Below are 26,991 nucleotides of genomic sequence, written 5' to 3'. Positions count from 1 at the left end.
GAACATCTGTCTTGAGGGGCGCTTCGCTATTCCACCCGCACCGGGCGACCCATGTTCTCTGACAGGTCAGGCGGCAGGAAATCAGTGTCCGGGTCGTAATCTGCTTTCAAATAGCGTTGCAGATCTTCCAGGTCGCCCGGATTGAGCGTACCGGCCGCCTGCTTCAGGCGCAGGCTGTCGATGATGTAGTCGTAGCGCGCATTGTTGTAGTCGCGCACCGCCGCGAACAAGCGTCGCTGAGTATCCAGTACGTCGACAATGTTGCGCGTGCCGACCTGATAGCCGATATCAGTCGCTTCCAGTGCGCTCTGATTGGAAACGATCGATTGACGGCGCGCCTGGACCTGCTCCACATCGGTGTTTACCGCGCGGTGTAGGTTGCGAGTGGACTCAACGACCTGTCGACGCAAGCTCTCGCGCTGGTGCTCGGTCTGGGTGAGCTGATAGAAGGCCTCGCGACCTTGCGAAGTCGTAAGGCCGCCGCTGTAGAGGGGAATATTCAGCTGTAGGCCGATGCTGCGTTGCTCGACGTTCCCGGTATAGCGGGGGATGCCGGTCGCAGCTTCGCTTCCGGTGTTAGTAAAGCCGAGGCTGTCATTATCACCCTTGCTGTAGCGCACCACGGCATCGAGCGTTGGTGCATGACCGGCTCGTCGCTGACGCACAGTTTCCTCAGCGGCGTTGACCGCCTGGTTGCTGGCGAGGAGATCGAGGTTCTGCTGAGTGGCGGTATTGACCCAGGCACTGGCGTCGTTCGGGACGGGCGGCAGAACCGGCAAGCTGTGCTCGATCCCCTCTAGCGCCAAGTATTCACGGTTGGTCAGTGTGAACAGCGCCTGAAACGCATCGTCGACCTGGCGTTGGGCAAGCAAGCGGTTGGCGCGCGCGGTATCGAATCCGGCTTGGGCTTCAAGCACGTCGGTCCGATCGGACAATCCCACCTCGAAACGCTCGTCGGCCTGGTCCAGCTGCCGCTGGAAAGCCGACTCCTCCGCCTTGGCTGCGGCGAGATTGTCCTGCGCGCGTAGCACCGCGAAATAGGCTTGGGCCGTCAGGCGGATCAGGTCCTGCTCGGCGATCGAATATTCCAGCGCTGCCTGCTCGCTGATGGCTTCGGCTGCCTGCAGCTGGAACCAGCGATCAGCGCGAAAGATGGGCTGGCTCAGGGTCGCCTGGTAAACGGTGCCGCTGCGCTCCAGCGACCGAGCGCCCATGCTGGTGTCGACGTCAGTGCGGGTGTTGCTCATCTCTGCCCCGCCGCTGAGGTTCGGCAGCAGACCGGCACGTGCCTGCGGCACGACCTCTTGGATGGCTTTGAACTGAGCGCGCGCCGCGGCGAGATCGGCATTGTTCTCTACGGCCTGCTGGTAAACGCTGATCAGGTCGGTACGGGCGGAAAGTGGTGGTGCTGTCTCGGCCCAGGTCAGCCCCGACGAGGCGGCGGTCACGGCGAGTGCCAGCGTGAGTCTGCGCAGCATGTGCGTCTTTCCCTGAAGCGAAGTGATGGGCAAGGCTATGCGCGGTCATCGTGCCGGTCAAGGCGCGTGAACAGGGTGTTCAGGACCTTGATGAGGATGAACGGAAGAAGCCGATCGTGACCCGACGGTCGCCCTGATCGCAGGTCGGCATGGCAATCCCATGTCGCCTTGATTAGACTCGACCCCGTTCTTGTCGGGGTGCCTTGAAGTGAAGGCTGAGATCGGAAAATTCCGGATCCCGTTGAACCTGATCAGGTTAAGGCCTGCGTAGGGAACAAGATGTGCTCGCCAGTCCTCAGGCAAGCTCTCTCAGCGCCATTCCCGGCGCGCCCGATGCCCTTTCCCCGCCGTGTTTTTCAGGTTCGCTCCGACAATTCTCTAGGAGCCAGCCTGATGCGTGCCGAACAACAAAATCTGAGTGAATCAGCCCAGGTCGACCAGCAGTCGATCCAACCTTTCCCGCGTTCCCAGAAAGTCTACGTTCAGGGCTCACGGCCCGACATCCGCGTGCCGATGCGTGAGATCAGTCTCGATGTCACCCCCACGGATTTCGGTGGCGAGATCAACGCACCGGTCGTCGTCTACGACACCTCCGGTCCCTACACCGATCCGAGCGTGACAATCGACGTGCGCAAAGGGCTCGGCGACGTTCGCTCGGCCTGGATCGATGATCGCGGCGACACCGAGCTGCTCGATGGCCTGACCTCGAATTTCGGCCAGCAGCGTCTGGCAGACGCCGAGCTGACCAAGATGCGATTCGCCCACGTGCGCAACCCGCGCCGCGCCAAGCCGGGCAAGAATGTCAGCCAGATGCACTACGCGCGTCAGGGCATCATCACGCCGGAAATGGAATACGTCGCCATCCGCGAAAACATGAAGCTGCAGGAAGCGCGCGCGGCCGGCTTGCTCACCGAGCAACACGGCGGGCAGAGTTTTGGCGCCTCGATCCCGAAGGAAATCACTGCCGAGTTCGTGCGTGACGAAGTGGCCCGCGGACGCGCGATCATTCCTGCCAACATCAACCACACCGAGCTCGAGCCGATGATCATTGGCCGAAACTTTTTGGTGAAGATCAACGGCAACATCGGCAACTCGGCTCTGGGCTCCTCGATCGAAGAGGAAGTGGCCAAGCTGACCTGGGGCATCCGCTGGGGCTCGGATACGGTAATGGACCTGTCCACCGGCAAGCACATCCACGAAACCCGCGAGTGGATCATCCGCAACTCGCCCGTGCCGATCGGCACCGTGCCCATCTACCAGGCGCTGGAGAAGGTCAACGGCGTTGCCGAAGACCTGACCTGGGAGCTGTTCCGCGACACGCTGATCGAACAGGCCGAGCAGGGCGTGGACTACTTCACCATCCACGCTGGCGTACTGCTGCGCTACGTACCGCTGACCGCTAAGCGTGTCACCGGTATCGTCAGCCGCGGCGGCTCGATCATGGCCAAGTGGTGCCTGGCGCATCACCAGGAGAATTTCCTCTACACCCATTTCGAGGAAATCTGCGAAATCATGAAGGCCTACGACGTCAGCTTCTCGCTGGGTGACGGCCTGCGTCCGGGTTCGATTGCTGACGCCAACGATGCCGCGCAGTTCGGTGAGCTGGAAACCCTTGGCGAGTTGACCAAGATCGCCTGGAAGCACGACGTGCAATGCATGATCGAGGGCCCCGGCCACGTGCCCATGCAGTTGATCAAGGAGAACATGGACAAGCAGCTGGAATGCTGCGACGAGGCGCCGTTCTACACCCTAGGTCCGCTGACCACCGATATCGCGCCAGGCTACGACCACATCACCAGCGGCATCGGCGCGGCCATGATCGGCTGGTTCGGTTGCGCGATGCTCTGTTACGTCACGCCCAAGGAGCACCTCGGCCTGCCAAACAAGGATGACGTCAAGACCGGCATCATCACCTACAAGATCGCCGCGCATGCGGCGGACCTTGCCAAGGGCCATCCAGGCGCGCAGATCCGCGACAATGCCTTGAGCAAGGCGCGCTTCGAATTCCGCTGGGAAGACCAGTTCAACCTCGGCCTGGACCCTGACACCGCGCGTAGCTATCACGACGAAACCCTACCCAAGGATTCGGCCAAGGTCGCGCACTTCTGCTCCATGTGCGGCCCGAAGTTCTGCTCGATGAAGATCACCCAGGAAGTGCGCGAATACGCGGCTCAGAATGGGCTGACTGACGAGCAAAAGGCGATCGAGGCCGGCTTCGCCGAGCAATCCTCGCGCTTCAAGGACGAGGGCTCGGTCATCTACAAGCAGGTGTAGCGGCTAGGATCGGCCACTACGTCGTAGGGTGGATGTCGCTTTTTCACATCCACCGTTCCGCCGTTTGGTGGATCGATCAAGCGTGATCCACCCTACGCCAATGAGGTGGATGGTTGGCTACATCCACCTGGACGATGCGTCGCTTCTGCTTGCAGGCGGAGCACGGCGATGTGTGCCGCTTTGTTTCTATGCGTCTTTTGCACGCGTTGATGCCGGCGAAATCTTCGCTGCGCATGCTGTTCGGGTCATGTCGCTCGGACACGTTATGGCAGGTACGCAGGTTTCAATATTCCGCTGAGGTCGCTGTAGGGGATCTCCAGTTCTGGATGTCCGCTCGAATAGGGCGCAATGCTGTAGACGTCATATTTGAGAAGCACCTTATTGCGCAGCAGGGCCACATTGGCTGTTTGCTGGAAGGGCCATTGGCGCAGATATTCGGCGTCCTGTGGGTTCACGGCCAGCCATTGCTGGTGAGCTTTCGCAGCGGCTCGCCAGAATGCGCCTTCCTTGCCCGGCAATAACACATCGGCCAGTTTTAGCTCTCGGTCCTGTTCGCGGTCGTAGTTGATGAATCCGCGGCCAGGCATGCCGTGTGCGCCGCCGGTATGCAGGTAGCTCGACAGCTCGATTACCAGCAGCGAGCCGTGCTGTTCGCGCAGCTTGGCTTGCAGGTAGCTGCTCCAGCCTGGCTCGGCAACACGCAGAAACTCTTGTTTATAGCCCTCAAGCGTTGCTGGAATGGTGGCTTCCGGGCTGTTAAGCGTCATCTTGCGCAGTCGCTCATCGATGAGTGCGTTGAGTACGGGCTCGGTCGCGAACAGTTGAGTGTCGATATTGACCAGGGGGCAGCGGTCATCCGTCTCAGGGCAGTCCGCGGGCCGCTGTTCGCTGACGACTTGCCGGACCTCAACGGGCGGTTCACCGCCAAAGTGCTGGCATGCGCTGATTAGCAGGCTAAGCGAGATCAGAACTAAGGTTTGGCGAATGGGCATAGGTGATTTCATGGCTCTAGTGATATTGACGGTGCGGTTTCGAGTGCGGGCAGGGTATGAAGTTCGTCATCGAACTTTGAGCAATTTTTCGCCATGCGAGTGGTCTGCAAAGGGCTGCGCCTGATCAAATGGCGCGCTAGGATGGCTTCAGTTAAACCGCTCACATCGTGACGGTTGCAGCCTTACCCGGTGCCGACGGGCGCGGGAACAAACCGATATGTGAGTAGTTCATGAACGATATTTTCCAAGCCGGCGTAGGCGATGTCGAGATCATCCAGCGCGAGCGCTGCTTCAGTGGCTTTTACAACCTTGACCGGTTTCGCCTTCGCCATCGTCTGTTTCGCGGCGGCATGGGTGCGGAGATCGAGCGCGAGCTGTTCGTTCGCCATGATGCGGTCTGTGTGTTGCCATACGATCCGCAGCGTGACGAGGTCGTGCTGGTCGAGCAGTTTCGGGTGGGCGCCATGGTGCATGGTGACAACCCTTGGTTGGTGGAAACGGTCGCTGGTCTGATCGACAAGGATGAGCAACCCGAGGAAGTGGCGCGCCGCGAGTCCATCGAAGAAGCGGGTCTCGAGCTTGGCGAGCTCTGGCCGGTCTCGGTTTACTACCCGTCCCCGGGTGGCAGCACCGAACGCATTCACCTTTACGTTGGGCGCTGCAACAGCGTTGGCGCAGGCGGCGTGTTCGGGCTGGAGGAGGAGGGTGAAGATATTCGTGCAGCCGTGTGGTCTCTGGAAAATGCGTTGAAGGCTTTACGCGACGGCAGGATCGACAATGCGGCGACTATCATTGCTCTGCAGTGGCTGGCCTTGAACCGCGATGAAATACGGGAGGCATGGATATGAGGCGAACCCGCGAGCGGTACCGTGTCGACCTGCTGGAGCTGCAATCGGCCTGCGAAGCCAATTATCTGCGGCTGATGCGCTTGCTGCCCGAAATGCGCAACCAACCAGATACACGCCGCATCGCCATGAGTCAGGGCGATCGGCTGCTCGGCGTGCTGGTCCTCAAGGTTATCGAAACCTGCCCCTACACCACGACGCTGCAGATCAGTCAGCAGGATTGTCTGCCCTGGCTGCCAGTCCCGCAGATGGACGTACGCGTCTATCACGATGCTCGAATGGCGGAGGTGATCAGCGCCGAAAACGCCAGACGATTCCGCGGCATCTATAGCTATCCCAACGCACAGATGCACCAGCCAGACGAGAAGAATCAGCTCAACCTGTTTCTCGGCGAATGGCTCGGGCACTGCCTGGCCTGTGGTCATGAGCTGGAGCCTGTGTTGTAAGACACCACTGTCCCCTCTAGGCGATAGCGATTTAAGTTGTGCTCAAAGCCGAGCCAGTTGTCACGGCGGTTCGCTTGCAGCTGATCTGTGATGCATGCCCGCATCGCGTGGTTTACCCCTGCGACTATCAGCCACCATAATTCCTGCGCGATTTCGCCAAAGGAGACGGGTCTTGGCTGCTGCGCCCCACACTGCTGAAAAAGACTCGGTGCTGCTCGTACAGCTGACCGACAGCCATCTATTTGCCGAGGCGGATGGAAAGCTGCTGGGTATGGATACGGCGGAGAGCCTGCAGCGGGTTGTAGAGTTGGTACTGAACGAGCAGCCCTGCGTTGACCTGATGCTGGCCACCGGCGATCTATCTCAGGACGGCACGCGCGCGTCCTATGAGCAATTTCGCAAGCTTTCCGAGCGAATCGGGGCGCCTGCACGTTGGTGCCCGGGCAATCATGACGAGCTGGATGCCATGCAGCAGGCTGCGGGTGATAGCGAGCTGATGGTGCCTGTGCTCGATATTGGCGCCTGGCGTGTGGTGATGCTCGATACGCTGGTGCCCGGGTCTGTTTTCGGCATGCTTCGCGATGATCAATTGGAACTGTTGGAGCAAACCCTTCGGCAGGCGCCAGAGCGGCCGCACCTGATCTGTCTGCACCATCACCCTGTCACTATTGGCAGTCGCTGGATGGACGGCATCGGGCTGCGCAACCGCGATGCGCTGTTCGAGGTTCTGGATCGCTTCAACTGTGTCAAAGCCGTGCTTTGGGGGCATATACATCAAGAGTTCGACAGCTGGCGCAGTGGCGTTCGGCTGTTAGCTACGCCTTCGACCGGCGTGCAATTCACGCCCGGCAGCGAGGATTTCCAGGTGGATACCGCTGCGCCCGGCTACCGCTGGTTAAGGCTGCATGACGATGGCCGGCTCGAGACTGGCGTTTCGCGCGTGGTCGGCATTGATTTCGAAGTCGATTACAGCGTCAAAGGTTATTGACGTCTCGTCGAGCCACACGTCGTGGACGGATGCGAGTATCCGCTGCCCGCTGACCCGAGCAACAGCTGTTCAGCTGGACTGAGTAGCGATAACCCGCAATCGCTACTGCGTAAGAAAATCGCGGGTTGAGCTGGGATAACCCGCACCACCGCCGAGCTGTCGCTTGCAGCCTTCGCGTTCTGCCTAGTAGCCTTTCCCGTCTTTTTGCCAGCTCAGCGAATCAGCATGACCAGCACGCAACCGACCATCCTTTACATGCACGGCCTCAACAGCTCGCCCTTATCGCAGAAGGCCAGTCAGTTAACGGCCGCGCTTGAGCGTATCGGTATGGGTGTGCAATTACGGGTACCGGCGTTGCACCATCATCCACGCCAGGCCATTGTCCAGCTGGAAACTGCGATTGCCGAGCTGGGGCGCCCCATGCTGGTCGGCAGCTCACTCGGCGGATACTATGCAACGCACCTCGCCGAGCGCCACAGGCTCAAGGCATTGCTAATCAATCCGGCAGTGACGCCGCATCGCCGTTTTGACGGTTATCTCGGGCCGCAGACCAATCTCTATACGGGCGAGATTTGGGAGCTGACCGAGGATCATGTCGTCGCGTTGGCCGAACTGGAGGTTGCGCCGCCAGGGAATGCCGATCGCTATCAGGTGTGGCTGCAAACGGGCGACGAAACGCTGGACTACCGTCACGCGGCCGATTTTTACAAGGGTTGCGCGGTACGCATCCAGGCCGGCGGAGATCACGGCTTCCAGGGTTTCGCCGAGCGGCTTCCCGCGTTGCTGGCCTTTGCCGGCTTCGATCCAGCCCTCTTTGCAGACCTCGACTTCTCCGATTTATAAGGACATCACGAGACGCATATGTCTTACACCGCCGAAGCCATTGAAGTTCTCTCGGGACTGGATCCTGTGCGTAAGCGTCCGGGTATGTACACGGACACCTCGCGGCCCAACCATCTTGCGCAGGAAGTCATCGACAACAGCGTTGATGAGGCCTTGGCCGGTCATGCCAGTTCGGTTCAGGTGATCCTGCATCAGGACAACTCGCTACAGGTGATAGACGATGGGCGCGGCATGCCAGTGGATATACATCCGGAGGAAGGTGTTTCGGGCGTCGAGCTGATCCTCACCAAGCTGCACGCTGGCGGCAAGTTCTCGAACAAGAATTACCAGTTTTCCGGTGGTTTACACGGTGTGGGCATCTCCGTGGTCAACGCGTTGTCGACCCGTGTGGAGGTGACGGTCAAGCGCGAGAGCAATGAATACCGCATGACATTCGCCGACGGCTTCAAGGCCAGCGAGCTGGACATCATTGGCACGGTTGGCAAGCGCAACACAGGCACCAGTGTTCACTTCTGGGCTGACCCCAAGTATTTCGATTCGCCGAAGTTTTCCATCAGTCGACTCAAACATGTGCTCAAGGCCAAGGCCGTGCTGTGCCCCGGGCTGAACGTCAGCTTCGAGGACAAGAGCACTGGCGAGAAGGTTGAATGGCATTATGAGGACGGCCTGCGCTCGTATCTCGTCGATGCGGTCAGCGACTTCGCGCGGCTGCCGGACGAGCCCTTCTGTGGAAGCCTGGCCGGTAATAAGGAAGCAGTGGACTGGGCGTTACTGTGGCTGCCGGAGGGCGGCGACAGTGTGCAGGAAAGCTACGTCAACCTGATTCCGACCGCGCAAGGTGGCACCCACGTCAACGGGCTTCGGCAGGGCCTGCTCGATGCGATGCGCGAGTTCTGCGAGTTTCGCAATTTGTTGCCTCGCGGGGTCAAGCTGGCGCCAGAAGACGTCTGGGAGCGGATCGCTTTCGTGCTTTCGACAAAAATGCAGGAGCCGCAATTTTCGGGGCAGACCAAGGAACGCTTGTCGTCGAGGGAGTCGGCGGCGTTCGTCTCCGGCGTAGTCAAGGATGCGTTCAGCCTCTGGCTCAACGCCCACCCTGAGCTCGGATTGCAGCTCGCCGAGCTGGCGATCAGCAATGCCGGAAGGCGGCTCAAGGCAAGCAAGAAGGTCGAGCGCAAGCGCATCACTCAGGGGCCGGCGTTGCCGGGCAAGCTGGCCGACTGCGCGGGCCAGGATCCGGTCCGTTCGGAGTTGTTTCTGGTGGAGGGCGATTCCGCCGGAGGCTCAGCCAAGCAGGCACGCGACAAGGAATTCCAAGCCATCATGCCGTTGCGCGGCAAGATTCTGAACACCTGGGAAGTCGACGGGGGTGAAGTGCTGGCCAGCCAGGAAGTTCACGATATCGCTGTGGCCATCGGCGTCGACCCCGGCGCTGCGGATATCTCCCAGCTGCGCTACGGGAAGATCTGCATTCTGGCGGACGCCGACTCGGACGGATTGCACATCGCGACATTGCTTTGCGCGTTGTTCGTGCGGCACTTCCGCCCGCTCGTTGATGCCGGCCACGTCTACGTGGCGATGCCGCCTTTGTACCGCATCGACCTGGGCAAGGATATTTTCTACGCGCTGGACGAAGCCGAGCGTGACGGGATTCTGGATCGCCTGTTGGCCGAGAAACGCCGCGGCAAGCCGCAAGTCACCCGGTTCAAGGGGTTGGGCGAGATGAACCCCCCGCAGTTGCGTGAAACCACCATGGATCCGAATACTCGTCGGTTGGTGCAGCTCACGCTCGATGACTTTGACGGTACGCGCGAGATCATGGATATGCTGTTGGCCAAGAAGCGCGCCGGTGATCGCAAGAGCTGGCTCGAATCCAAAGGCAACCTCGCCGAGGTATTGATTTGAATAATCGTTGGATTGCGCTGGTGTTTGCCCTGGCGATGCCGGTTTGGGCTGCTGAGGGCGTTGCGGAGCTGGAGCTGATCAGTGAGCACCCCGTCGAGGGGATCGAACAGGGTAATTTGTCGGGGCTGGCTTGGTGCGGTGACGGACTGTGGGCGGTTTCCGACCGCGATGACAATCGACTGTATCGGCTGGCGTCGGGCGAAGGTGTTTGGCAGGCCACGAGCGAAAGCTTTGAGCTCCCGCCCGCGCCTGATACCGGTCTGGCCTGGGGGATGCGCGTGCGCACCGCTATCAGCGGCATGGTGCGTGGCGGCAAGATGGATTTCGAAGGGCTTAGTTGCGACAACCTCGGTAATCGCTATCTGGCGAGTGAGGCGCACGCCGCCGTGCTGCGCGTCAGCCCGGCCGGAAAGGCCGAGTGGCTGAATCTTCCCGATGGATTGATCCGGCAGGCGCGCGCAAGCGGCATGCTGCTGGACTTCAATTCGATGCTGGAAGGTATCGCCGTCGACCCCGAAGCCGGTCGCTTATGGCTTGCGGGCGAGCGCGATCGTCGCGGCTTGATGGTCATGCATCGCAATCAGAGCAGCTGGCAATGCACAGGCGGCTGCGTGCTGCTGGCCGAAGGTGGCCGTGAACTTCCGCCGCCCGCGCTGGGCGATCAACCCTTGCCGCGGCGCTTCGCGGGTTTGGCGTTCCACCAGGAAAAGCTGTTCACGCTCGAGCCTTCGGCGCACCAGGTTTGTCGGCGCAATCCGACCAGTGGCCACACCGAACGGTGCTGGTCCTACGCCGGCACGGCGCTAACCGATCCACGTCGCTATGATTCGCCGTTTGGTAATGCCGAGGCGCTCTGGGTCGATGCTGAGGGCGCCTGGATTGGCATCGACAACAATGGGCTCACCCGTGCCGACGGGGAGCAACGCCCCGTGGTATGGCGTTTCGGCGCGCCGAAGGGCGGCTGGGGTGCGAAGCAGTGACGCAGCCTGCCGGCCGCCGCGTCGGCCGCGTCATGTTGGTGCTGGCATGGGGGGCGGGCTTGTTGCTGGCTACCCAATTTTTCGCCGACTGGGAGCAGAGCCGCTTTAACCCTAATCGCGATCCCGTTTCGGTCATCCTGGGTGAACAGGTCGAGGTGCGACTGGAAAGCAACGTACAGGGGCATTTTGTCGCTGACGGGCGTATCAATGGCGAAACCGTGACCTTTCTTCTGGATACCGGTGCAACCGATGTCGCGATTCCTGCCGAGCTGGCTGACCGGCTTGAGCTTCCTCGCGGCGCGCCAGTCATGCTACAGACCGCGAACGGACAAACCACCGGCTACCGGACCGTGCTGGACAGTCTCGGCCTTGGCGACATTCTTTTGCACGATGTCCGTGCTCTCATTGCGCCGGGCTTTGGCGGAGAACAAGTGCTGCTGGGCATGAGCGCGCTGAAACAACTCGAATTCACCCAGCGCGCCGGTACCTTGGTGCTGCGCCAACACCACTCGGAAAGGTGAACCCCATGAGCGCTCTGATACAGGCGACGGTGCCCGTACTGGCATCGTTGAATCTCGCTGAGAGTCGTGAGTTCTACGCTTCGTTTCTCGGCTTCCGAGTGCTCCTGGAGGCGGCCGACTACTTGATCATGGAGCGCGAGGGTGCCGAGTTGCACTTCTGGCTTTGCGACGACCGCCACGTTGCTGAAAACACTTCCTGCTATGTGCGCACCGGTGATTGCCAGGCGTTGTACCGCGAGCTTTGCCAGCGTGGCCTGGCCTTGGAAGCGCCTGTTCTGCGGCCCTGGGGCATGAAGGAACTCTACGTCACCGACGCCCACGGCAACTTGCTCAAGTTCGGCGAGCAACCTGCCGGGAGTCGTCATCCATCCTTTGCTGAAGAAAACTGCTGATGAGCGAATCTCTAGATCTGAGCCTGGACGGCGTGGAGCGTCGCTCCCTCGCTGACTTCACCGAGCAGGCGTACCTCAATTATTCAATGTACGTGATCATGGATCGCGCACTGCCGCATATCGGCGACGGCCTCAAACCCGTGCAGCGACGCATCATCTACGCCATGAGCGAGCTGGGGCTGAACGCAGATTCGAAGCACAAAAAGTCGGCCCGTACGGTCGGTGACGTGCTGGGTAAGTTCCATCCCCATGGGGATTCGGCCTGCTATGAGGCCATGGTGCTCATGGCTCAGCCGTTCAGTTATCGGTACACGCTGGTCGATGGCCAGGGCAACTGGGGCGCGCCGGACGATCCGAAATCCTTTGCCGCCATGCGTTACACCGAGGCGCGTCTGTCGCGTTATTCGGAAGTGCTGCTCACCGAGCTGGGGCAGGGCACCGTGGATTGGGTTCCTAATTTCGATGGCACCCTGAACGAGCCAGCGACCCTGCCAGCGCGTCTGCCTAACCTGTTGCTCAATGGCACAACCGGTATCGCCGTGGGCATGGCGACTGATGTGCCGCCGCATAATCTGCGGGAAGTGGCGGCCGCCTGCGTGCGCTTGCTGGATGATCCAAAGACCACTGTCGAGCAGCTCTGTGAACATGTTCAGGGGCCTGATTACCCGACCGAGGCGGAGATCATCACCCCGCGCGCTGACCTGCTGAAAATCTACGAAACCGGTCGCGGCTCGGTGCGCATGCGCGCCGTATATCGCGTCGAGGATGGCGATATCGTTGTCACCTCGTTGCCCCATCAGGTGTCGGGCTCCAAGGTGTTGGAGCAGATCGCCACACAGATGCAGGCGAAAAAACTGCCGATGGTCGCCGATCTGCGGGACGAATCGGACCACGAGAATCCGTGTCGGATTGTCATCATTCCCCGCTCCAATCGGGTCGACGCCGACGAGCTGATGCAGCACCTGTTCGCCACCACCGAGTTGGAGTCTAGCTACCGGGTCAACACCAACGTCATTGGTCTCGATGGCCGGCCGCAGGTCAAAAACCTCAGGGTATTGCTCAGCGAATGGCTTGCCTATCGCATCGGCACCGTGCGCCGCCGCCTGCAATTCCGTCTGGACAAGGTCGAAAGGCGCCTCCATTTGTTGGAAGGCTTGTTGGTCGCGTTTCTCAACCTCGACGAGGTGATTCACATCATCCGGACCGAGGATCAGCCCAAGCCGGTCTTGATGGCGCGGTTTGAGTTGTCCGAGCTGCAGGCCGACTACATCCTAGATACCCGCTTGCGTCAGCTGGCGCGGTTGGAAGAGATGAAGATCCGCGGCGAGCAGGACGAGCTGGCCAAGGAGCGTGAGAAGTTGCTGGCGTTGTTGGGTAGCGAAGCAAAGCTGAAGAAGCTGGTGCGCAAGGAGCTGATAGCCGACGCCGAAACTTACGGCGATGACCGTCGATCGCCTATCGTCGCGCGCGCCGAGGCGCGGGCGCTATCGGAAAACGAGCTGCTGCCGTCCGAGCCGGTGACCGTGGTGATTTCCGAGAAGGGCTGGGCGCGTTGCGCCAAGGGTCACGATATCGACGCGACTGGCCTGTCCTACAAGGCCGGTGACGGTTTCCGGGCGGCTGCCCCCGGTCGATCCAATCAGTACGCCGTGTTCATCGACTCCAGCGGCCGCAGCTATTCCTTGGCTGCGCACTCGCTCCCTTCGGCGCGAGGCCAGGGCGAGCCGTTGACCGGGCGGCTGACTCCACCGCCGGGGGCCAGTTTCGAATGCGTATTGCTGCCAGACGATGAGGCGTTGTATGTGATCGCCTCCGATGCGGGTTATGGCTTTGTGGTCAAGGGTGAGGACCTGCAAGCCAAGAACAAGGCGGGTAAGGCACTGCTGTCGTTGCCCGCTGGCGCGCGCGTAGTCGCGCCGCGACCGTTGAAGAATCGTGATCAGGACTTGCTGGCGGCCGTCACGACTGAAGGCCGCCTGCTGGTGTTCCCGATCCGTGATCTGCCGCAGCTGGGTAAAGGCAAGGGCAACAAGATCATCGGCATCCCCGGTGATCGCGTCGCCAGCCGTGAAGAGTACCTGACGGATCTTGCCGTGTTGCCGCAGGGCGCGACGCTGATTTTGCAGGCAGGTAAGCGGACCCTTTCACTCAGGGCTGATGACCTGGAGCATTACAAGGGAGAGCGTGGTCGACGCGGAAACAAGCTGCCGCGCGGCTTTCAGCGGGTGGACGCGCTGTTGGTGGAGGCTGTGAGCTGACGCTGTAATACGCTAAAGGCTGGCTTCCAGCGGCCGTTTCACGGAAGATAGCGGCCTTCCAATATCCCGCCGACTCTCTCCGACAGGGTTGCTTATTCATATGGCACGTCGGAAGTCGAAGACAATCGGTACTGCGACTGGTGACGGGTGCAGCGGGGCAGACAGGCCCAGCTGGCTGACGTAGCCAAGTCCTGAGCCAAGGTAGAGACGAACGTGCAGCGCCTCACTATTGTTTTACTACTAGCCTGTGCCGGCCTCACCGGCTGCGTTACGCAGCCAGTGCCGATGTACCAACTCGACAACGGTACAGTGGAGATGCCCGCGGCCGGGGCTGACGGTGCGTCGATTTTGCTGGGGCCTGTGAGGTTGGCCGACTACCTGCAGCGCGATGCGTTGCTGCAGCGCCTGCCAGACGGAGGTTTAGCGCCTGAAGGGCAGCGAGCACGCTGGGCTGGAGACCTACAGGGCAACGTAAATCAGCTATTGCTGCGCCAGCTGGCGTGGCGGCTAAAGTCTCAGAGTCTTGAGCTCAGCCCAGGTCGAGAAGGTTTTAATCCCGATGTGCAGGTCGAGCTTGAAATCACCCGCCTGGATTCTGGCCCGCAGCATCCCGCGGTACTGGAAGCTCAATGGCGCGTGCTGGATAAGCTAGGCAAGCATCAGAGCAGCCGTCTGGTTCGATTGCAAGAGCAGCATCAGGGCAGCACGGGCGATCAGGTCCGTGCACAAAGCGAGTTATTACAGCGCTTGAGCGAGATGATAGCGACCGCTATCGAACCCATGGCAGTTGCGTCCCGGGCGCCCGCCAAACGCAACAGCACGAAGACGCCGAGCCGACCAGAGCCAGCGCTTCCGACCATTCCCGCCGTTGAACCCATCAGAACCGATCTGGAAGTGTTCCGCTTCTGAGCTGCTAAGCCCGGCAGCTGGCGTCAGCCACGGTGCAGTACGAACCGTGGTTGCGCACTCAACCGTGTGCTAACCGTTTCGCAAGTGTTGCAAGACCATGCGAGAAGCCCTGCACTGAGCAAATAACGCGGGGTGCTGCCTGCGGAGCTGAGTGACGTCGCGGCTGCTTCGGCCCGACCTCTAGGAGCTGTTCGCCCATCCACGAGTGGATCGTGTCTCGTGGGCGGATGCTCGCGTCCCGCGATGCCCCGTCTTAGCGAGATCCGCGAAGCAGCCAACTACGAAGAAATGGCATCACATGCTGCGGCTGCGCAGCTCGTGCATGCGTGCCAGCTGGCGCTCGAGCAGCGACGGATAGGGTTCGAGCAAGCGTTCGACGCAACAGGCGCCTTCCGGACTGGCAATCGGACGAATGCGTGCGCGCTGGCGAATAAGGTTGTCTTCGCCAATGCTGCGTTCGACCAGCAGCAGGTTGCGACTGTGCTGGGACATCGCCAGCGCGGCCTGGGCCTGCTCACTGAGTAGAAGGTCGCCTTGGCTGAGGTCGTAGAGCCCGTCGCCTTGGGTCAGGCCCAGCTGCAGCTGCAGGGTAATGCCGCTATCCGCGACCTCAATTTGCAGGGCGTGTCCGAGCGCCCGCATGAGCTCGCCACAGCAGATAGCGTGGGTCAGGTAGTTCTGCTCATCGTCCTGGCTGTGGAACAGCATCAGGCTGCTGCCGTCATTGAGCGTGTGCAGTTCAGCCTGATACAGGGTTGCAGCCTGTTGCAGACAGTCGCGGTAACGCTGCAGCAGCTCGGTAAGCTGTGCGCGTGGCAGGCGCCGAAGCTGCTCCTGCGCGCCGAGCTGAATCGCGAGAACACCGCTTTTCCCAGCAGTAACGGAAGGCGCGGGGGCGAGGGTCACTGTCGCCGGCTGCTGTGGTTTGGCTTCTGAAAAGGGCGGGTCCGTGTCGAACGGGTCGTCATCGTCAGGTGCAAACGCTGCCGCAACGGCTGTTTTGGCTGAATTCAGGTCTACATCATCGTCTTCGAGACGATCATCAAACCCGGTCTCAACACGTTCATAGTCAGCCACCGGAGCATTGGCTGGCACCTCGATATGCGCCGAGTACATGTCCTGCATGCTGTCGTCCAGTTCGATCTCGGGCTCGGGTACTTCAGGTACGAGACGCGCTTGGAGTTGTCGCGCCAGATCACCTATTTCATCTTGTCGTCCGGCACCAGGAGCCGGGTCATCAGGGTCGCGAAGCCAGAGACGCAGCTGCATAAGGGGAAGCGAGAGCTGCCGACCGAGCCGCATGCTTAATGTTAGGGCCAGCGCAAGCAGGATAAGGCTGAGCAGACCCATGCTCTGCAGGCTGATGGTCATCGGCTGCTGAAACTGGTGCATGTCGAGGCTGATGCGCAAGTGTCCCGCAATCACCTCCTGGAAGCTGATTGGAGTGGAGTAGAGACCCTCCTCGTCGCCCAGCAGGTTCCGCTGTGGCCGCGAGCCCGACTCGGCCAGCACGCGATTATCGACGCTATAAACTGCCGCATGAGCAACCAGCGGGTTTTTCACCAGATTGCTCAGCAATACGTTGAGGCTGAGGATGTCATTGGCCACCAGAAGATCGGTCGCCGAGGCGGCCGTCTGGGTGATGAGGCTCTGCCCCAAGGCATCGGCCTGCTGCTCCATGGCGTGCTTGAACTGCATGCCCATGACCCAGGCATAAATGATGAGTGCCAAGGCAACAAGCAACAGCGTGTGGCTGGCCACCCGGAGCACCAGCGGGATACGTCGCTGGCGCAGCGCGCGGTAGATCAGCAGGAAGAAGTTATCGGACTTGACGGATGCGGGCCGGTTCACAGAGCGCGGCTCTACTCTTAGGGAAGTGCCGCGCAGTATACGGAAAGCGCACTGGGTGCTGAAGGTCTCGCAGTCAAAGCTGACGAATTGCAGAAGCATCGGCGCAACATCGCCGGTATGGTCAGTTTTTTGTCACGTGGCTGAGGCCCTCGGCGACGGATCGCCTGTTGTAGAATGCACGCCTTCTTTGCCGTAGGAGCTGCGCCTTGCGCGAAATCGTCCTGATCAACATTACCGGGGAAGATCGTCCCGGGCTGACCGCGGCCATCACCGGCGTGCTGGCCCAGGGTGGAGTGAACATCCTCGATATCGGGCAAGCCGTGATTCATGACACCTTGTCGTTCGGCATCCTCGTGGAAATTCCCGATACCGAACGGGCGTCTTCGGTGCTGAAAGATGTGCTGTTTACCGGCTACAAGCACGACCAGCAGGTGCGGTTCACGCCCGTTGCGGAATCCGATTACCAGCAGTGGGTGGCGGGGCAGGGCAAGCCGCGCCATATCGTCACGTTGCTGACCCGCAAGGTTACCGCCGAGCAGCTGCAACGGGTCAGCTCGATCACCGCCAAATACGGTCTCAACATCGATCACATTGATCGCCTCTCGGGTCGCCAGCCGTTGGATGTGCCCGAAGAGCTGGGTAAGGGTTGCGTCGAGTTCTCGGTCCGTGGCGAACCGGCTGATACCGCTGCTCTGCGTGCCGAATTCCTCAGTGTGGCGCAGGAGCTCAACGTCGACATTGCCTTCCAGCGCGACTCGGTGTTCCGTCGCAATCGCAGGCTGGCGGTGTTCGACATGGACTCCACGCTAATCGAGGCGGAGGTCATCGACGAGCTGGCCAAGGTGGCAGGCGTTGGCGCGCAAGTGTCGGAAATCACTGAGCGGGCGATGCGCGGCGAGCTGGACTTCCGCGCCAGCTTCAAAGAGCGTCTGGCACTGCTCGAAGGTTTGGAGGAGCGCGCCTTGGCTGAAGTTGGCGCCAGCCTGCGCCTCACGGAGGGCGCTGAGTTGCTGTTTGCCGAGCTGAAGCGGCTGGGCTACAAGACCGCGATCCTTTCGGGCGGCTTCACGTACTTTGCGCGCCAGCTGCAGGCCAGACTAGGAATCGACTACATCTATGCCAATGAGCTGGAAATCGTCGACGGCAAGCTCACCGGAGTCGCTCAGGAACCCATTGTCGATGCGCAGCGCAAGGCCGATCTGCTGCGTGAGCTGGCGCAGAAGGAAGGCTTGCGCCTGGAGCAGACCATTGCCGTAGGTGATGGCGCCAATGACCTGCCAATGCTCGGCCTGGCCGGCCTGGGCGTGGCATTTCGGGCCAAACCCCTGGTCAAGCAGTCGGCTAAGCAAGCCATCTCCACTCTGGGGATCGATGGCATTCTCTATCTGCTGGGGTTCAGGGATCGGGAAGGGACGGAGTAGGCCAACCAGGGCTTCCAGCGGCAGAAAGCCCCTGCACTGTTCCGCCCCGGGGCTTTCTCGTTGGCGCCGTCAGGGCTTGATCGCAACTTTCAACACGCCGTCGCGCTGGTTGGCAAACAGCTCGTAGGCGTCGGTGATGGCGTCCAGCTTGTACTGGTGGGTGACCAGGGCGCCGAAGTCGACACGACCGGAAGCAACGACGTTCAGCAAGCGCCGCATGCGCTCCTTGCCGCCGGGACACAGCGAGGTAACGATCTTGTGGTCGCCGAGGCCCGCATGGAATGCACCGAGCGGAATCTTCAGATCGTCGGAATAGACCCCCAAGCTGGACAGCGTTCCGCCCGGCTTGAGTACGCGCAGGGACTGTTCGAAGGTCAGCTGGGTGCCCAGCGCCTCGATGGCGGCGTCCACGCCGCGGCCGCCGGTGATTTTGAGGATCTCCTCGACCACGTCCACTTCGCGGAAGTTGAGTGTCACGTCCGCCCCCATCTGCCGGGCGATCGTCAGGCGTTCCTCGACCCCGTCGACCACGATGATGCAGCTGGCGCCGCGAAGCTTGGCCCCGGCGGTGGCGCAAAGTCCGATGGGTCCCTGGGCGAAGATCGCCACGATATCGCCAATCTTGATATCGGCTTTTTCCGCGCCACCAAAGCCGGTGGACATGATGTCCGGGCACATCAGCACCTGTTCGTCGGTCAGACCGTCGGGTACCGGGGCGAGGTTCGCCTGGGCGTCAGGCACCAGTACATACTCGGCCTGGGTTCCATCGATGGTATTGCCGAAGCGCCAGCCCCCCATCGGCTTGTAGCCATGGCAACCACAGGTGCCGCCATCCTGGGATGAAACGCCGTCCTGGCAGGCGTAGGAAGTGAAACTGGGGCAGATGGCGCCGGCGATCACGCGCTGGCCTTCCTCGTAGCCTTGAACGTTGCTGCCCAGCTTCTCGATGATGCCGACGGGCTCGTGACCGATGGTCAGGCCCTGAGCGACGGGATATTCACCCTTGAGGATGTGCACGTCCGTGCCGCAGATGGTGGTCGTGGTGATGCGCAGCAGGGCATCGTTGGGGCCGACCTCAGGGATGGGCTTGTCCTGCGGCTCGATCCTGCCGGGCTCGACGAATACGGCGGCTTTCATCATGGCCATGTGGTTTGCTCCCTCAGGTGTAGGAACTAACCACTGTAGACTCTCGCGCCGATGGCGGATGCCCCCGGTCAATGGCCGGCGCGGATCCGCGCCGGCCCAGCCGCTTAGTCGTCGTCAGATGAGAAGTTGTAATCCATCGACTGACTTGGGCCCTGTAGATACTGCCCCTGGATGTAGCCAACACCGGCTTGCCATAGCGTGGCGAGCGCGGTGGCGCTGTCAACGAAGGGGACGATGGTCTGCTTGGCCTGCTCATGGAGGTCCGCCAGTAGTTGCTTGAGCGCTTCCTGGTTTTCCTGACGGCTGAGGTCCTGGGTATAGGACCCGTCTATTTTCACGAAATCTGCATTGAGGTGCTTGAGGGTGTTGAAAGGGTTCAACACACAACCGAACTGGCTGAGCGCGATACGGCAGCCGAGCCCACCCATCCCCTGCGTTAGCGCTTTTGCTTGCTTCAGGTAAGCGACGGCGTCCTGCTCATCAATCTGGAAAACCAGTGAGTCGGGAGGCAGTCGCGACGCCTTGAGCGCGACGCCAAGCCAGTTAAGCAGGGATGGATCCTGCAAGCTCGCGCTTGAAAGATGTACGAATAGGCGTGTGCTATGCCCTTTGCTGCGATGTTCAGCGAGCAGCTTGATCGAATTGAGCAGCACCCATCGGTCGATCTTTGTGGCCAGCCCCGCTTCTTTTGCCGCGTCCAGGAAGTCTCCCGGCGGCACTTCCACTCCCTGCGGATCGAGCAGGCGCAGCAGAACCTCATAATGCTCGTGGCTGTCGCCGCGCAGGCTGATGATCGGTTGGAACAATAGGCGGAAGCTGTTTTTCTCGAGCGCCTGCTGCAACATGGCAAGCACATTGCCGCGGCTGGCGGCAGCCGCCAGCTCGTCGGCGGGGTTGTAAATCCCAAGCCCGTTGCCGTCGGTAAGCTCTTCGGCACAACGGTGAGCGCGATCGATCACGTCCCGGGCTTTCGCGGTTTTTTCGTCAAGCGCGGCAACGCCGATGCTCAGGCTGGTTTGAACGGTGCGGCCGCTGACCTCGAACAGATGGCCCTCGACCTTGCGCAGCAATTCAGTCAATGGCTGCTGAAGTTGTTGCGGCGCGGCATTGGGCATGAGCACCGCGAAGGCGTCGTCCCCGAAGCGGGCCAGCTCGGCGCTATCGGGGAACTGACTGCGAAGCAGCTGGGCCAACTCGGCCAGCAGACGGTCGGAGTCGCCCAAGCCGATATCGGCTTGAAGGCTGGCGAAACGATCGATCCGGATGTAGGCAAGGCTCGCGCCCTGACCGGCATTGACGGCGCGCTCCACAGCGCTGTCCAGCGAGTCGAGGAAATAGTTTCGGTTGTACAGACCCGTCACGACGTCCTGGCTGCTGATTTCACGTAGCTTTTCCAGCTCGGCATTGCCGGTCTCAGCACGAATGACGACTTGGATGCAGGGTTCACCGTCGTAGCTCGCTGGTGAAAAGTGCATGCGGGCCTTGAAGTTGCCGCCATCGGCGCGGATACCGCCGCACACCAGCTCAGCGCTGCCCTGAATGCTTTGATAGTTCTTTAGAAAGCTCTTGAACTCGACCTGATCGCAGGACGCGATGAGATCGATCATGGGCATGCCTTCCAGTTCGTCTACGTCTTCATAGCCAAACAGCTCCAGATAGGCGCGGTTGGCATAGATATGCATGCCATCATGAACATAGGCGATGGCATCTACGGAGCTCTCCAGCAGGAGCTGACACCGTTTTTCGGCCTCACGCAGCGCCAGCTCGGCGGAGCGGCGCGCACGACGTTCTTCGAGATTCGCGATCTCCCGGTTAGCAACCAGGATCAGCCATTCGTCTTCGCCCTGAGGCAGCGCGCCTTGGGCGCCGAGGGACAGGGCCTCAGTAATGGCATCGACATCGTTGCCCTCGATCAACTGAATGACCGGAATGTCCTTCGCCTGCTTGCGGACGGCACCAATGGCTTCGCTAGGATCAAGGTTGACGCTCGCCGGTGCATTGATCAGCAAGTCCCAGGTTTGCTGAAGCGCATCAGCAAGGTCCTCGCTGGAGGTAAGTCGATGGACGCGCGTCGCCTGGCCCGCGTTGCGGAACAGGCTGACCAGTCGCTCAGCTTCATTCTGCGAATCTTCGAGGAGCAACAGGCGGATGGTTTTCTTGTGCGGGGCCATGGCAGCAGCTTTGGAACGCGCCGTAGACGGGGCGTGAAGGCTAAAAGTACAGTGAGCCGCAATCTACAGCGTGTTCCAGAGCGAGTCAAAATCTTCGCCCCGTGTGGCCGCCTGGGTTCCCCTGGCTGTGATGGGGGTCTCCTGCGGTGGGGCCGCAACCCCTACCAACTGGTATTCGAACTGATTGTAGCTACTGGTACCCGTTTGGCGGCGACAGAGTTGCGCTCGGTGTTCGTCGCCGTTCTGATTGATCTGCACTTTTTGACCTTCCTGAAACGGCAAGCGCGGAACGATCAGCGTCGCCGGACGAGAGATCACACTGATTTCAGGCAACAGCAGGGCGCGCAGGTATTCACTACTCTGCTCAGTTTTCCGGAGCAGGCGAAGCCCGCAGGGCTGTGCGGAAGGAGCGATGAGTTCTACACCCATCTGTGGCCCACTGCCGCGAACCTGGCGGATCCAGCGCACCACTGCGACACTCCAGGCCTGACTGGTAGCGTCCTGAAGGCCTAGCAGCTCGCCTGCCTGGAGATGAGCCGGGACCTCGCCCTGCCACGACAGGCAAAAGCCGCCGGGGCTGTGGTCGACGCGCTGGACTTCGAACGTAGGGAAAAGATCAGCAACTGAGGAGGTTTCGGTTTCATCCTCATCCGTTGTGCTCTCGATAACGGGGCGGACAAACTCGATGCAATCGCTTGGCAGTACCCCATCCTCGTTGATCGCCTGGGCGTCAAAGGCAACGGACCAGACGTCCGGTGCGCCATTGTTCAGTTTGAAAACCGCAGATCGCGTGGCGTCGGGTCGTTTCAACAGCCCGACGAAGGGGCGTCGATCCGCCAAAAAATAATGCAGCGCGCTCATGCCGATGCATATCGTCATCGAGCCTTTCGTGGGGGTGCGCTGGAAACTCCGCTCGGAGATGTCACCCCAGGCGGCGCTGATGTGCTGGAGAAGATCCAGGCTAAGCCCCTCCGGAACGGCAAGCTCGTTCTGTTCGGCGCCACTCGTTGGCGATTGGAGGAAAAGCTGGATGGCTTTGACCAGGCCATGGGGGTCGACGCCGAGCAGGTTGGCCCGCTCTTCGAAAGTAAACATCGACCGGTAACGCGGCGGGCCATCGACCCGAGGCGATACACCGAAAAGGCTCGACGGGTTCTGTGCCGATTGCAGGCGAACCCATGCGCTCCAGGGCTCAAGAACCTGAGCCAGCTGTGCGACATTCTGTTGGCGCATCTGGTTGCAGCGGGCGCTGCCGATCATCAGCGCGACGATATAGCTCTGTTCAGCGCTTAACCCTTTGACCCGGTAGGCCAGATCGTCACGCACTACGGTGCGGTGAAGGCCCTGATCGCTGGCAATGGCGTATAGCTGATGAAGCTCAAGCCACAAGCCGTCCGGTGTTGGACTGTACAGCTGTGTCGAGCGAACGAGCATTGCGCAGAGGCTACGGATCGCTCGCTGCAGGGAGATGGTGAGCAGCTGCAGCCGTTCACGCCCCGTCTGTGCAGACAGCTCGACGGCAATCAGTTTGTATCCAATGGCGAGGTGATTGTGCAGGGCCTGGCACAGGCTGGCCACTTTGCGCGGGCGCTCGCCGAGGACGATGGGCTGATTGATGAAATAGCGCTCGAGTTCCCGGCAAACGAAATGGATCTCGGGCCTCAACAATTCGAGCAGTTGCAGTCGGTTCTGGACCGTCGTACGCAGCTGATTAAGCTCCAGCATGGCCTGGTATAGCTGGCGTGCGGTTTCACCGAGATTGGCCTTGGGCAGGCCTGAAAGCCAACGCCGGACGCCACGCACGCTTGGCTCGCAGAAGGATAGCTCCTCGCAATCCGGCGTTGGTACGCGCAACAACAGGGGTTGGCTCTGGGTTTCCAAACAATGAACTCCGTGGCAAGCGGTCTTCGCGCACCGATTCTCGGTCGGGGGTGCGATGAGGGCGTTCGTCACACTGTGATATCAAAATGCAATCGCTGGCTGACATCATAGCGGACACGGAGACGTTGGCCAGCAGCAGCCGACCATTGGTTCGGTTCTATGTTTCCGTCGAATCGGAGGCCGGCGTAATAACGGGCGGCACGGACTTGGCCTGGCCCAGGCTGTCGCCCATGCAGACCGGTGATAACGCAGTCAGGCGCTCAGCCCAGCTGACCTGGTCCGGCCCGAACAGCAGAATGACCGTCGATCCCAATTTGAAACGGCCCATCTCGGCGCCTTTTTCGAGCTGAATCGGGGCGCGACTGGCTTCGTCATAGCGGTGAGTCTTGAGCGTACGCTTGGGTGGCGTCACGAGTCCGGCCCAGACCGTCTCGATGCTCGCAACGATCATCGCGCCGACCAACACCATCGCCATCGGTCCGCGCTCGGTGTCGAACAGGCAGACCACGCGCTCATTACGGGCGAACAGCTCCGGTACACCTTCAGCGGTCACGGTGTTCACCGAGAAGATACGGCCGGGTACGTAAATCATCTCGCGCAGGGTGCCGGTTAGTGGCATGTGTACGCGATGGTAGTCCTTGGGCGACAGGTACACGGTGGCGAAATCGCCGCCCATGAACGGCGCGGCGCGCTCATGGTCACCGCCTAGCAGTTCCATCACGCTGTAGCTGTGACCCTTGGCTTGAAAGATTCGACCCTGCTCGATCCGGCCGAGCTGACTGATGGCACCGTCACAGGGATTGAGAATGGCGCCAGGGGTTGGGTCCAGTGGGCGAGCGCCGTCTTTCAGTGCGCGAGTGAAAAACGCATTGAAATGTTCATAGGCGGTTGGGTCTTCGATCTGTGCTTCGCGCATGTCGACTTGAAAATGTCGAACAAACCACTTGATGAAGGTGTTTTTCACCCAAGGCAACCGGCACTCGGCGAGGCAGCCGGCGAGGCGTGAGATCAGGTGGTGCGGAAGCAGGTACTGACTGACTACGAACAAGCGATCTTTCATGGATGACCTTTTCATTGCTGGATTGGCGTATCGGGCAGGTTGCCCCATTCGCCCCAAGAACCGGGATATGCCTTGACGCGCGGATAGCCCAGGGCTTTAGCCAGCAGGTAGGTGAAGCCGGAGCGATGATGCGTCTGGCAATGAGTGATGATTTCCTTGTCGGCAGTGATGCCGAGCATCTCCAGTCGTTCGGCGATGTCTTCGCGAATGCGCAGGCCGCGCGTTGCGTCCATTGCCGCTGTCCACTCGAAGTTGATCGCCCCAGGGATGTGGCCGGCACGCGCGGCGAGGGCTTTCTCACCGCGGTATTCCTCAGGTGAGCGCGCGTCCCAAATGACCATGTCAGGTGCGCCGAGCCGGCTTTCAATGTACTCACGGGTCGCGCTGGGCGACTCGTCGTACTGCAGCGTGATCGGCCTGCCAGAGGGGGCAGGCGTGTCCTGCGACAGCGGCCGTGGTTCGGCCAGCCAGGCGTGCAAACCACCGTTAAGGTAGTGGTATCGGTGGTGGCCGATGACGTCCAGCAGCCAGATGAATCGGCCGGCCCAGCCGCCACCTTCATCATCATAGACAACGTAAACCGCGTCTGGGCGATGCCCCAGTGCACTAAACAGTGCTTCCAGTTGTGGCTTGCCAGGTAAAAGGCCCGGTGCGGGTGGCTGGCTCAGCTGGGTCTGCTTGGGGTCGACGAATCGTGCACCGGGCAGATGCCCCTCAGCGTAGCGAGCTGCGCTGGTCAGATCGACCAGAATCAGTTCAGGAGCGTCCAGGCGCAGGGCCAGATCGGCCGGTTCGATTACCAGGGGCAAGGTTGAAAAGGCGGACACGGCAAGCCTCGGTTGGTCTGAAGAGGCCAAGTCTAGCAGGCTGTTGAAAACGTAGGCGAGGCAGGTATGACAAGGTGCAACGGCGCTCTGGGGCACAGTCTAAGAATGAGCGTACGAGCTAGGACAACCGAAGAAGCGGAGCGGGGCGCGGACAGTTAGATGAGTGAGTAAGCCAGATAGCTGGCGATCAGACAGCCTACAGCGGCTAACTGGCGCGCATTCAGCGCCCTCGTTTGCTGAACGTCGCCAGTGCGCGCTCGATGCATTGCACTGTCTTGCTGAACACCTGCAGGCTCGTCTCGCTGAGCGCGGTGTTGTTCTGATCGGCCACCAGCAGCATGACCACCCGACCCTCGCTGCCGACGGAGCGCAGCAATAAATGTTCACTGGGGAACAGTGACTTTAAAGCACCCGGTAGGAGCGCTGAGAACTGCGCCAGATTGTTTGGTGTCAGTCTGAGCTGCACAGGCTTTTCGAGCAGCCGGCGCAACACCTGGCTCTGATCCGGGTCGATGGTCAGTCTGGCCGCGTCGCGCGGCAGTCCGCTGGTCTGCTGGCTAACGAGGCGCTGCTGCTTACGGTCGACGAGCATCAGCAAGACGCGTTGCATGCCCGCGCATGACAGGGCTTTGCATGCGCTCGCAGTGAGCTGCACGACGTTATCGTAAGGGCTCGGTTCGCTGAGCAGCTCACGGCAATGGGTGCGCCATTGCGCCAGCGCGTCGGTATCGGGGCGCTTCGCGGCCCGCTCGACCTGAAAGACACTCTCCCACGGCCACAGCAACCCTTGAGCGGGGTGCCAGAGGTCGGTTGGCCCGATCTCCCGTGCACTGGTCACGGCTTGCTGATGCACGAGGTGCTGAAGTTCGGTCAGCGGAATCTGAAGATAGAGTCCGGCGAGCCGCTGCCAACGCAGGCTGTGAATGCCGCCCCAGCTGTGGTGCGCTGACATCGCCAAACAATTGGCGAGCACGATGGTGTTGCTTGGTAGTGTGAGCCAGCGGCGGAGATCTGGATCGGCATCGAGCATCTGTTGCTGATGCAGCGGATGTTCGTTGTCACGGGCGATGTGCAGCGCCTTGATCAGCATGCGCCGGTTTTCACTGAGCAGCCGATAACCCTGGGAGACCCAGCCCGGCAAACCCCAGTGTTCAGCCGTTGCCACGCACAGCTCCAGCAGTGACACGCCAAGCAGCGATTGCTCGACCGGACGCGCCGGTTCACGCTTAACCAGTACCCGCTGTTCCCAGCTTTCAAGTAGTTCAGGGTGAGCTGCGACAAGCGCCCAGACGGGTGAGAGAAACAGCAGGCTGCTCCAGTGGATCTCTTGCCAGAGTCGCGCGAGGCGAGACGCGAACAAGCCGTTGGCCTGCTGACTGGCATGGCGGCTGATGAGCACCATCTGCCGCAGCGGGGCCGGAATATCTTGGGGCTGGGCGGCGGGAACCTTGGAGAACAGCGTTTCGGCACGCTTCAAGCCGATGCGACTGAGCGCAACTTCCAGGCTCTCGGCCGGTTTGTTGCGCGATGCGGCGTCGCGGTTGGCTTCGCGAATCACGTTAAGCGCCAGGACCGGGCTTTCCTGAATCAGATCGGCGATCTGACGCATCGACATGCTGCTATCACGCAGCGCCCGCTGGACGCGTGCATAGGGGTCGGCAAACGCTGGCAGGACTACGGCGTCCAGCGCCTCAATCCAGGCGGGAAGCGTGCGGGGGAGAGGTGTCGTGTTCATGGCGCCGCCGAACTAGCATTTCATCGGGATGGCCTTTAGTCTGGCGCAAAAGTACCGATAACCCGAAC

Annotated in this window: 21 protein-coding genes and 1 riboswitch; of the genes, 12 read left to right on the top strand and 9 right to left on the bottom strand. The window is 60.9% G+C overall.

The genetic code is table 11. The annotated features are described in order from the left end of the window. Nucleotides 1–26: 26 nt before the first annotated feature. Nucleotides 27–1,478, bottom strand: a complete 1,452-nt coding sequence (locus K4O48_RS17595; RefSeq protein ID WP_222909641.1) for a TolC family outer membrane protein — start codon at nucleotides 1,476–1,478, stop codon at nucleotides 27–29. A gap of 184 nt (nucleotides 1,479–1,662) precedes the next feature. Beyond that, nucleotides 1,663–1,769: riboswitch (TPP riboswitch) on the top strand. 102 nt (nucleotides 1,770–1,871) lie between these two features. Between K4O48_RS17595 and thiC the strand changes: the two genes are divergently transcribed. Beyond that, the gene (gene thiC, locus K4O48_RS17590) at nucleotides 1,872–3,752 is read left to right on the top strand and encodes a phosphomethylpyrimidine synthase ThiC (RefSeq protein ID WP_409518906.1); all 1,881 of its coding nucleotides are present in this window, start codon (nucleotides 1,872–1,874) and stop codon (nucleotides 3,750–3,752) included. 263 nt (nucleotides 3,753–4,015) lie between these two features. Here the strand turns inward: thiC and K4O48_RS17585 are convergent, their stop codons facing one another. Further along, nucleotides 4,016–4,744, bottom strand: coding sequence for an RsiV family protein (locus K4O48_RS17585; RefSeq protein WP_222909640.1), 729 nt, complete (start codon nucleotides 4,742–4,744; stop codon nucleotides 4,016–4,018). Nucleotides 4,745–4,974: 230 nt separating this feature from the next. Between K4O48_RS17585 and K4O48_RS17580 the strand changes: the two genes are divergently transcribed. From K4O48_RS17580 to K4O48_RS17535, 10 genes are all read left to right on the top strand, one after another. Continuing rightward, nucleotides 4,975–5,592 carry an NUDIX domain-containing protein gene (locus K4O48_RS17580; RefSeq protein WP_222909639.1) on the top strand — a complete coding sequence of 206 codons (618 nt, stop codon included), beginning with the start codon at nucleotides 4,975–4,977 and terminating at the stop codon, nucleotides 5,590–5,592. Beyond that, complete coding sequence (locus K4O48_RS17575) at nucleotides 5,589–6,035, top strand: DUF1249 domain-containing protein (protein WP_222909638.1); 447 nt, start codon at nucleotides 5,589–5,591, stop codon at nucleotides 6,033–6,035. Before K4O48_RS17580 ends, K4O48_RS17575 begins: the two co-directional genes overlap by 4 nt. A gap of 172 nt (nucleotides 6,036–6,207) precedes the next feature. Then, a complete protein-coding gene (gene cpdA, locus K4O48_RS17570) occupies nucleotides 6,208–7,023 on the top strand; it encodes a 3',5'-cyclic-AMP phosphodiesterase (RefSeq protein ID WP_222909637.1) in 816 nt (271 codons plus the stop codon). A 225-nt stretch (nucleotides 7,024–7,248) separates the two neighbouring features. Continuing rightward, a complete protein-coding gene (locus tag K4O48_RS17565) occupies nucleotides 7,249–7,866 on the top strand; it encodes a YqiA/YcfP family alpha/beta fold hydrolase (protein WP_222909636.1) in 618 nt (205 codons plus the stop codon). Nucleotides 7,867–7,884: 18 nt separating this feature from the next. Then, nucleotides 7,885–9,771: a DNA topoisomerase IV subunit B gene (gene parE, locus K4O48_RS17560; RefSeq protein WP_222909635.1), complete on the top strand. Its 1,887-nt coding sequence runs from the start codon at nucleotides 7,885–7,887 to the stop codon at nucleotides 9,769–9,771. Next, nucleotides 9,768–10,751: an esterase-like activity of phytase family protein gene (locus K4O48_RS17555; protein WP_222909634.1), complete on the top strand. Its 984-nt coding sequence runs from the start codon at nucleotides 9,768–9,770 to the stop codon at nucleotides 10,749–10,751. Before parE ends, K4O48_RS17555 begins: the two co-directional genes overlap by 4 nt. After that, nucleotides 10,748–11,272 carry a TIGR02281 family clan AA aspartic protease gene (locus K4O48_RS17550; RefSeq protein ID WP_222909633.1) on the top strand — a complete coding sequence of 175 codons (525 nt, stop codon included), beginning with the start codon at nucleotides 10,748–10,750 and terminating at the stop codon, nucleotides 11,270–11,272. Before K4O48_RS17555 ends, K4O48_RS17550 begins: the two co-directional genes overlap by 4 nt. Nucleotides 11,273–11,277: 5 nt before the next feature. Then, nucleotides 11,278–11,664 carry a bleomycin resistance protein gene (locus K4O48_RS17545; protein WP_222909632.1) on the top strand — a complete coding sequence of 129 codons (387 nt, stop codon included), beginning with the start codon at nucleotides 11,278–11,280 and terminating at the stop codon, nucleotides 11,662–11,664. Continuing rightward, entirely contained in the window at nucleotides 11,664–13,922 is a 2,259-nt protein-coding gene (gene parC / locus K4O48_RS17540) for a DNA topoisomerase IV subunit A (protein WP_222909631.1), read from the top strand. The genes K4O48_RS17545 and parC overlap by 1 nt, the downstream gene beginning before the upstream one ends. A 213-nt stretch (nucleotides 13,923–14,135) precedes the next feature. Next, nucleotides 14,136–14,831 (top strand): membrane integrity-associated transporter subunit PqiC, encoded by a 696-nt coding sequence (locus K4O48_RS17535; RefSeq protein WP_260523655.1) that lies wholly within the window; start codon nucleotides 14,136–14,138, stop codon nucleotides 14,829–14,831. Between the two features lie 294 nt (nucleotides 14,832–15,125). Here K4O48_RS17535 and K4O48_RS17530 read toward each other — a convergent pair whose 3' ends face one another. Further along, entirely contained in the window at nucleotides 15,126–16,682 is a 1,557-nt protein-coding gene (locus K4O48_RS17530) for an AhpA/YtjB family protein (RefSeq protein WP_222909630.1), read from the bottom strand. 206 nt (nucleotides 16,683–16,888) lie between these two features. Between K4O48_RS17530 and serB the strand changes: the two genes are divergently transcribed. Then, nucleotides 16,889–18,103 (top strand): phosphoserine phosphatase SerB, encoded by a 1,215-nt coding sequence (gene serB / locus K4O48_RS17525; protein ID WP_222909629.1) that lies wholly within the window; start codon nucleotides 16,889–16,891, stop codon nucleotides 18,101–18,103. Nucleotides 18,104–18,172: 69 nt separating this feature from the next. On the opposite strand, the gene K4O48_RS17520 is transcribed toward serB, so the two are convergent. The 6 genes from K4O48_RS17520 to K4O48_RS17495 form a co-directional block, all read right to left on the bottom strand. Beyond that, a complete protein-coding gene (locus K4O48_RS17520) occupies nucleotides 18,173–19,249 on the bottom strand; it encodes an NAD(P)-dependent alcohol dehydrogenase (RefSeq protein ID WP_222909628.1) in 1,077 nt (358 codons plus the stop codon). A 104-nt stretch (nucleotides 19,250–19,353) separates the two neighbouring features. Then, nucleotides 19,354–21,420, bottom strand: coding sequence for an EAL domain-containing protein (locus tag K4O48_RS17515; protein WP_222909627.1), 2,067 nt, complete (start codon nucleotides 21,418–21,420; stop codon nucleotides 19,354–19,356). Nucleotides 21,421–21,483: 63 nt separating this feature from the next. Continuing rightward, nucleotides 21,484–23,301, bottom strand: a complete 1,818-nt coding sequence (locus K4O48_RS17510; RefSeq protein ID WP_222909626.1) for a molecular chaperone — start codon at nucleotides 23,299–23,301, stop codon at nucleotides 21,484–21,486. 157 nt (nucleotides 23,302–23,458) lie between these two features. After that, entirely contained in the window at nucleotides 23,459–24,361 is a 903-nt protein-coding gene (gene asd / locus K4O48_RS17505; RefSeq protein WP_222909625.1) for an archaetidylserine decarboxylase, read from the bottom strand. Nucleotides 24,362–24,372: 11 nt separating this feature from the next. Further along, nucleotides 24,373–25,188 (bottom strand): rhodanese-like domain-containing protein, encoded by an 816-nt coding sequence (locus K4O48_RS17500; protein ID WP_222909624.1) that lies wholly within the window; start codon nucleotides 25,186–25,188, stop codon nucleotides 24,373–24,375. Nucleotides 25,189–25,408: 220 nt separating this feature from the next. Continuing rightward, entirely contained in the window at nucleotides 25,409–26,923 is a 1,515-nt protein-coding gene (locus tag K4O48_RS17495; protein WP_222909623.1) for an HDOD domain-containing protein, read from the bottom strand. Nucleotides 26,924–26,991 lie beyond the last annotated feature (68 nt).

The sequence above is a fragment of the Pseudomonas sp. DNDY-54 genome (assembly GCF_019880365.1).
GTDB lineage: Bacteria > Pseudomonadota > Gammaproteobacteria > Pseudomonadales > Pseudomonadaceae > Stutzerimonas > Stutzerimonas stutzeri_P.
The sequence above is the reverse complement of the archived record's forward strand: the minus strand, read 5'-3'. Positions and strand labels throughout refer to the sequence as shown.

Bases quoted from the DNA above. Each gene is read 5' to 3' on its own strand.
- K4O48_RS17595 (WP_222909641.1), bottom strand. From the start codon at position 1,478: ATGCTGCGCAGACTCACGCTGGCACTCGCCGTGACCGCCGCCTCGTCG.
- thiC (WP_409518906.1), top strand. From the start codon at position 1,872: ATGCGTGCCGAACAACAAAATCTGAGTGAATCAGCCCAGGTCGACCAG.
- K4O48_RS17585 (WP_222909640.1), bottom strand. From the start codon at position 4,744: ATGCCCATTCGCCAAACCTTAGTTCTGATCTCGCTTAGCCTGCTAATC.
- K4O48_RS17580 (WP_222909639.1), top strand. From the start codon at position 4,975: ATGAACGATATTTTCCAAGCCGGCGTAGGCGATGTCGAGATCATCCAG.
- K4O48_RS17575 (WP_222909638.1), top strand. From the start codon at position 5,589: ATGAGGCGAACCCGCGAGCGGTACCGTGTCGACCTGCTGGAGCTGCAA.
- K4O48_RS17565 (WP_222909636.1), top strand. From the start codon at position 7,249: ATGACCAGCACGCAACCGACCATCCTTTACATGCACGGCCTCAACAGC.
- parE (WP_222909635.1), top strand. From the start codon at position 7,885: ATGTCTTACACCGCCGAAGCCATTGAAGTTCTCTCGGGACTGGATCCT.
- K4O48_RS17545 (WP_222909632.1), top strand. From the start codon at position 11,278: ATGAGCGCTCTGATACAGGCGACGGTGCCCGTACTGGCATCGTTGAAT.
- parC (WP_222909631.1), top strand. From the start codon at position 11,664: ATGAGCGAATCTCTAGATCTGAGCCTGGACGGCGTGGAGCGTCGCTCC.
- K4O48_RS17520 (WP_222909628.1), bottom strand. From the start codon at position 19,249: ATGGCCATGATGAAAGCCGCCGTATTCGTCGAGCCCGGCAGGATCGAG.
- K4O48_RS17515 (WP_222909627.1), bottom strand. From the start codon at position 21,420: ATGGCCCCGCACAAGAAAACCATCCGCCTGTTGCTCCTCGAAGATTCG.
- asd (WP_222909625.1), bottom strand. From the start codon at position 24,361: ATGAAAGATCGCTTGTTCGTAGTCAGTCAGTACCTGCTTCCGCACCAC.
- K4O48_RS17495 (WP_222909623.1), bottom strand. From the start codon at position 26,923: ATGAACACGACACCTCTCCCCCGCACGCTTCCCGCCTGGATTGAGGCG.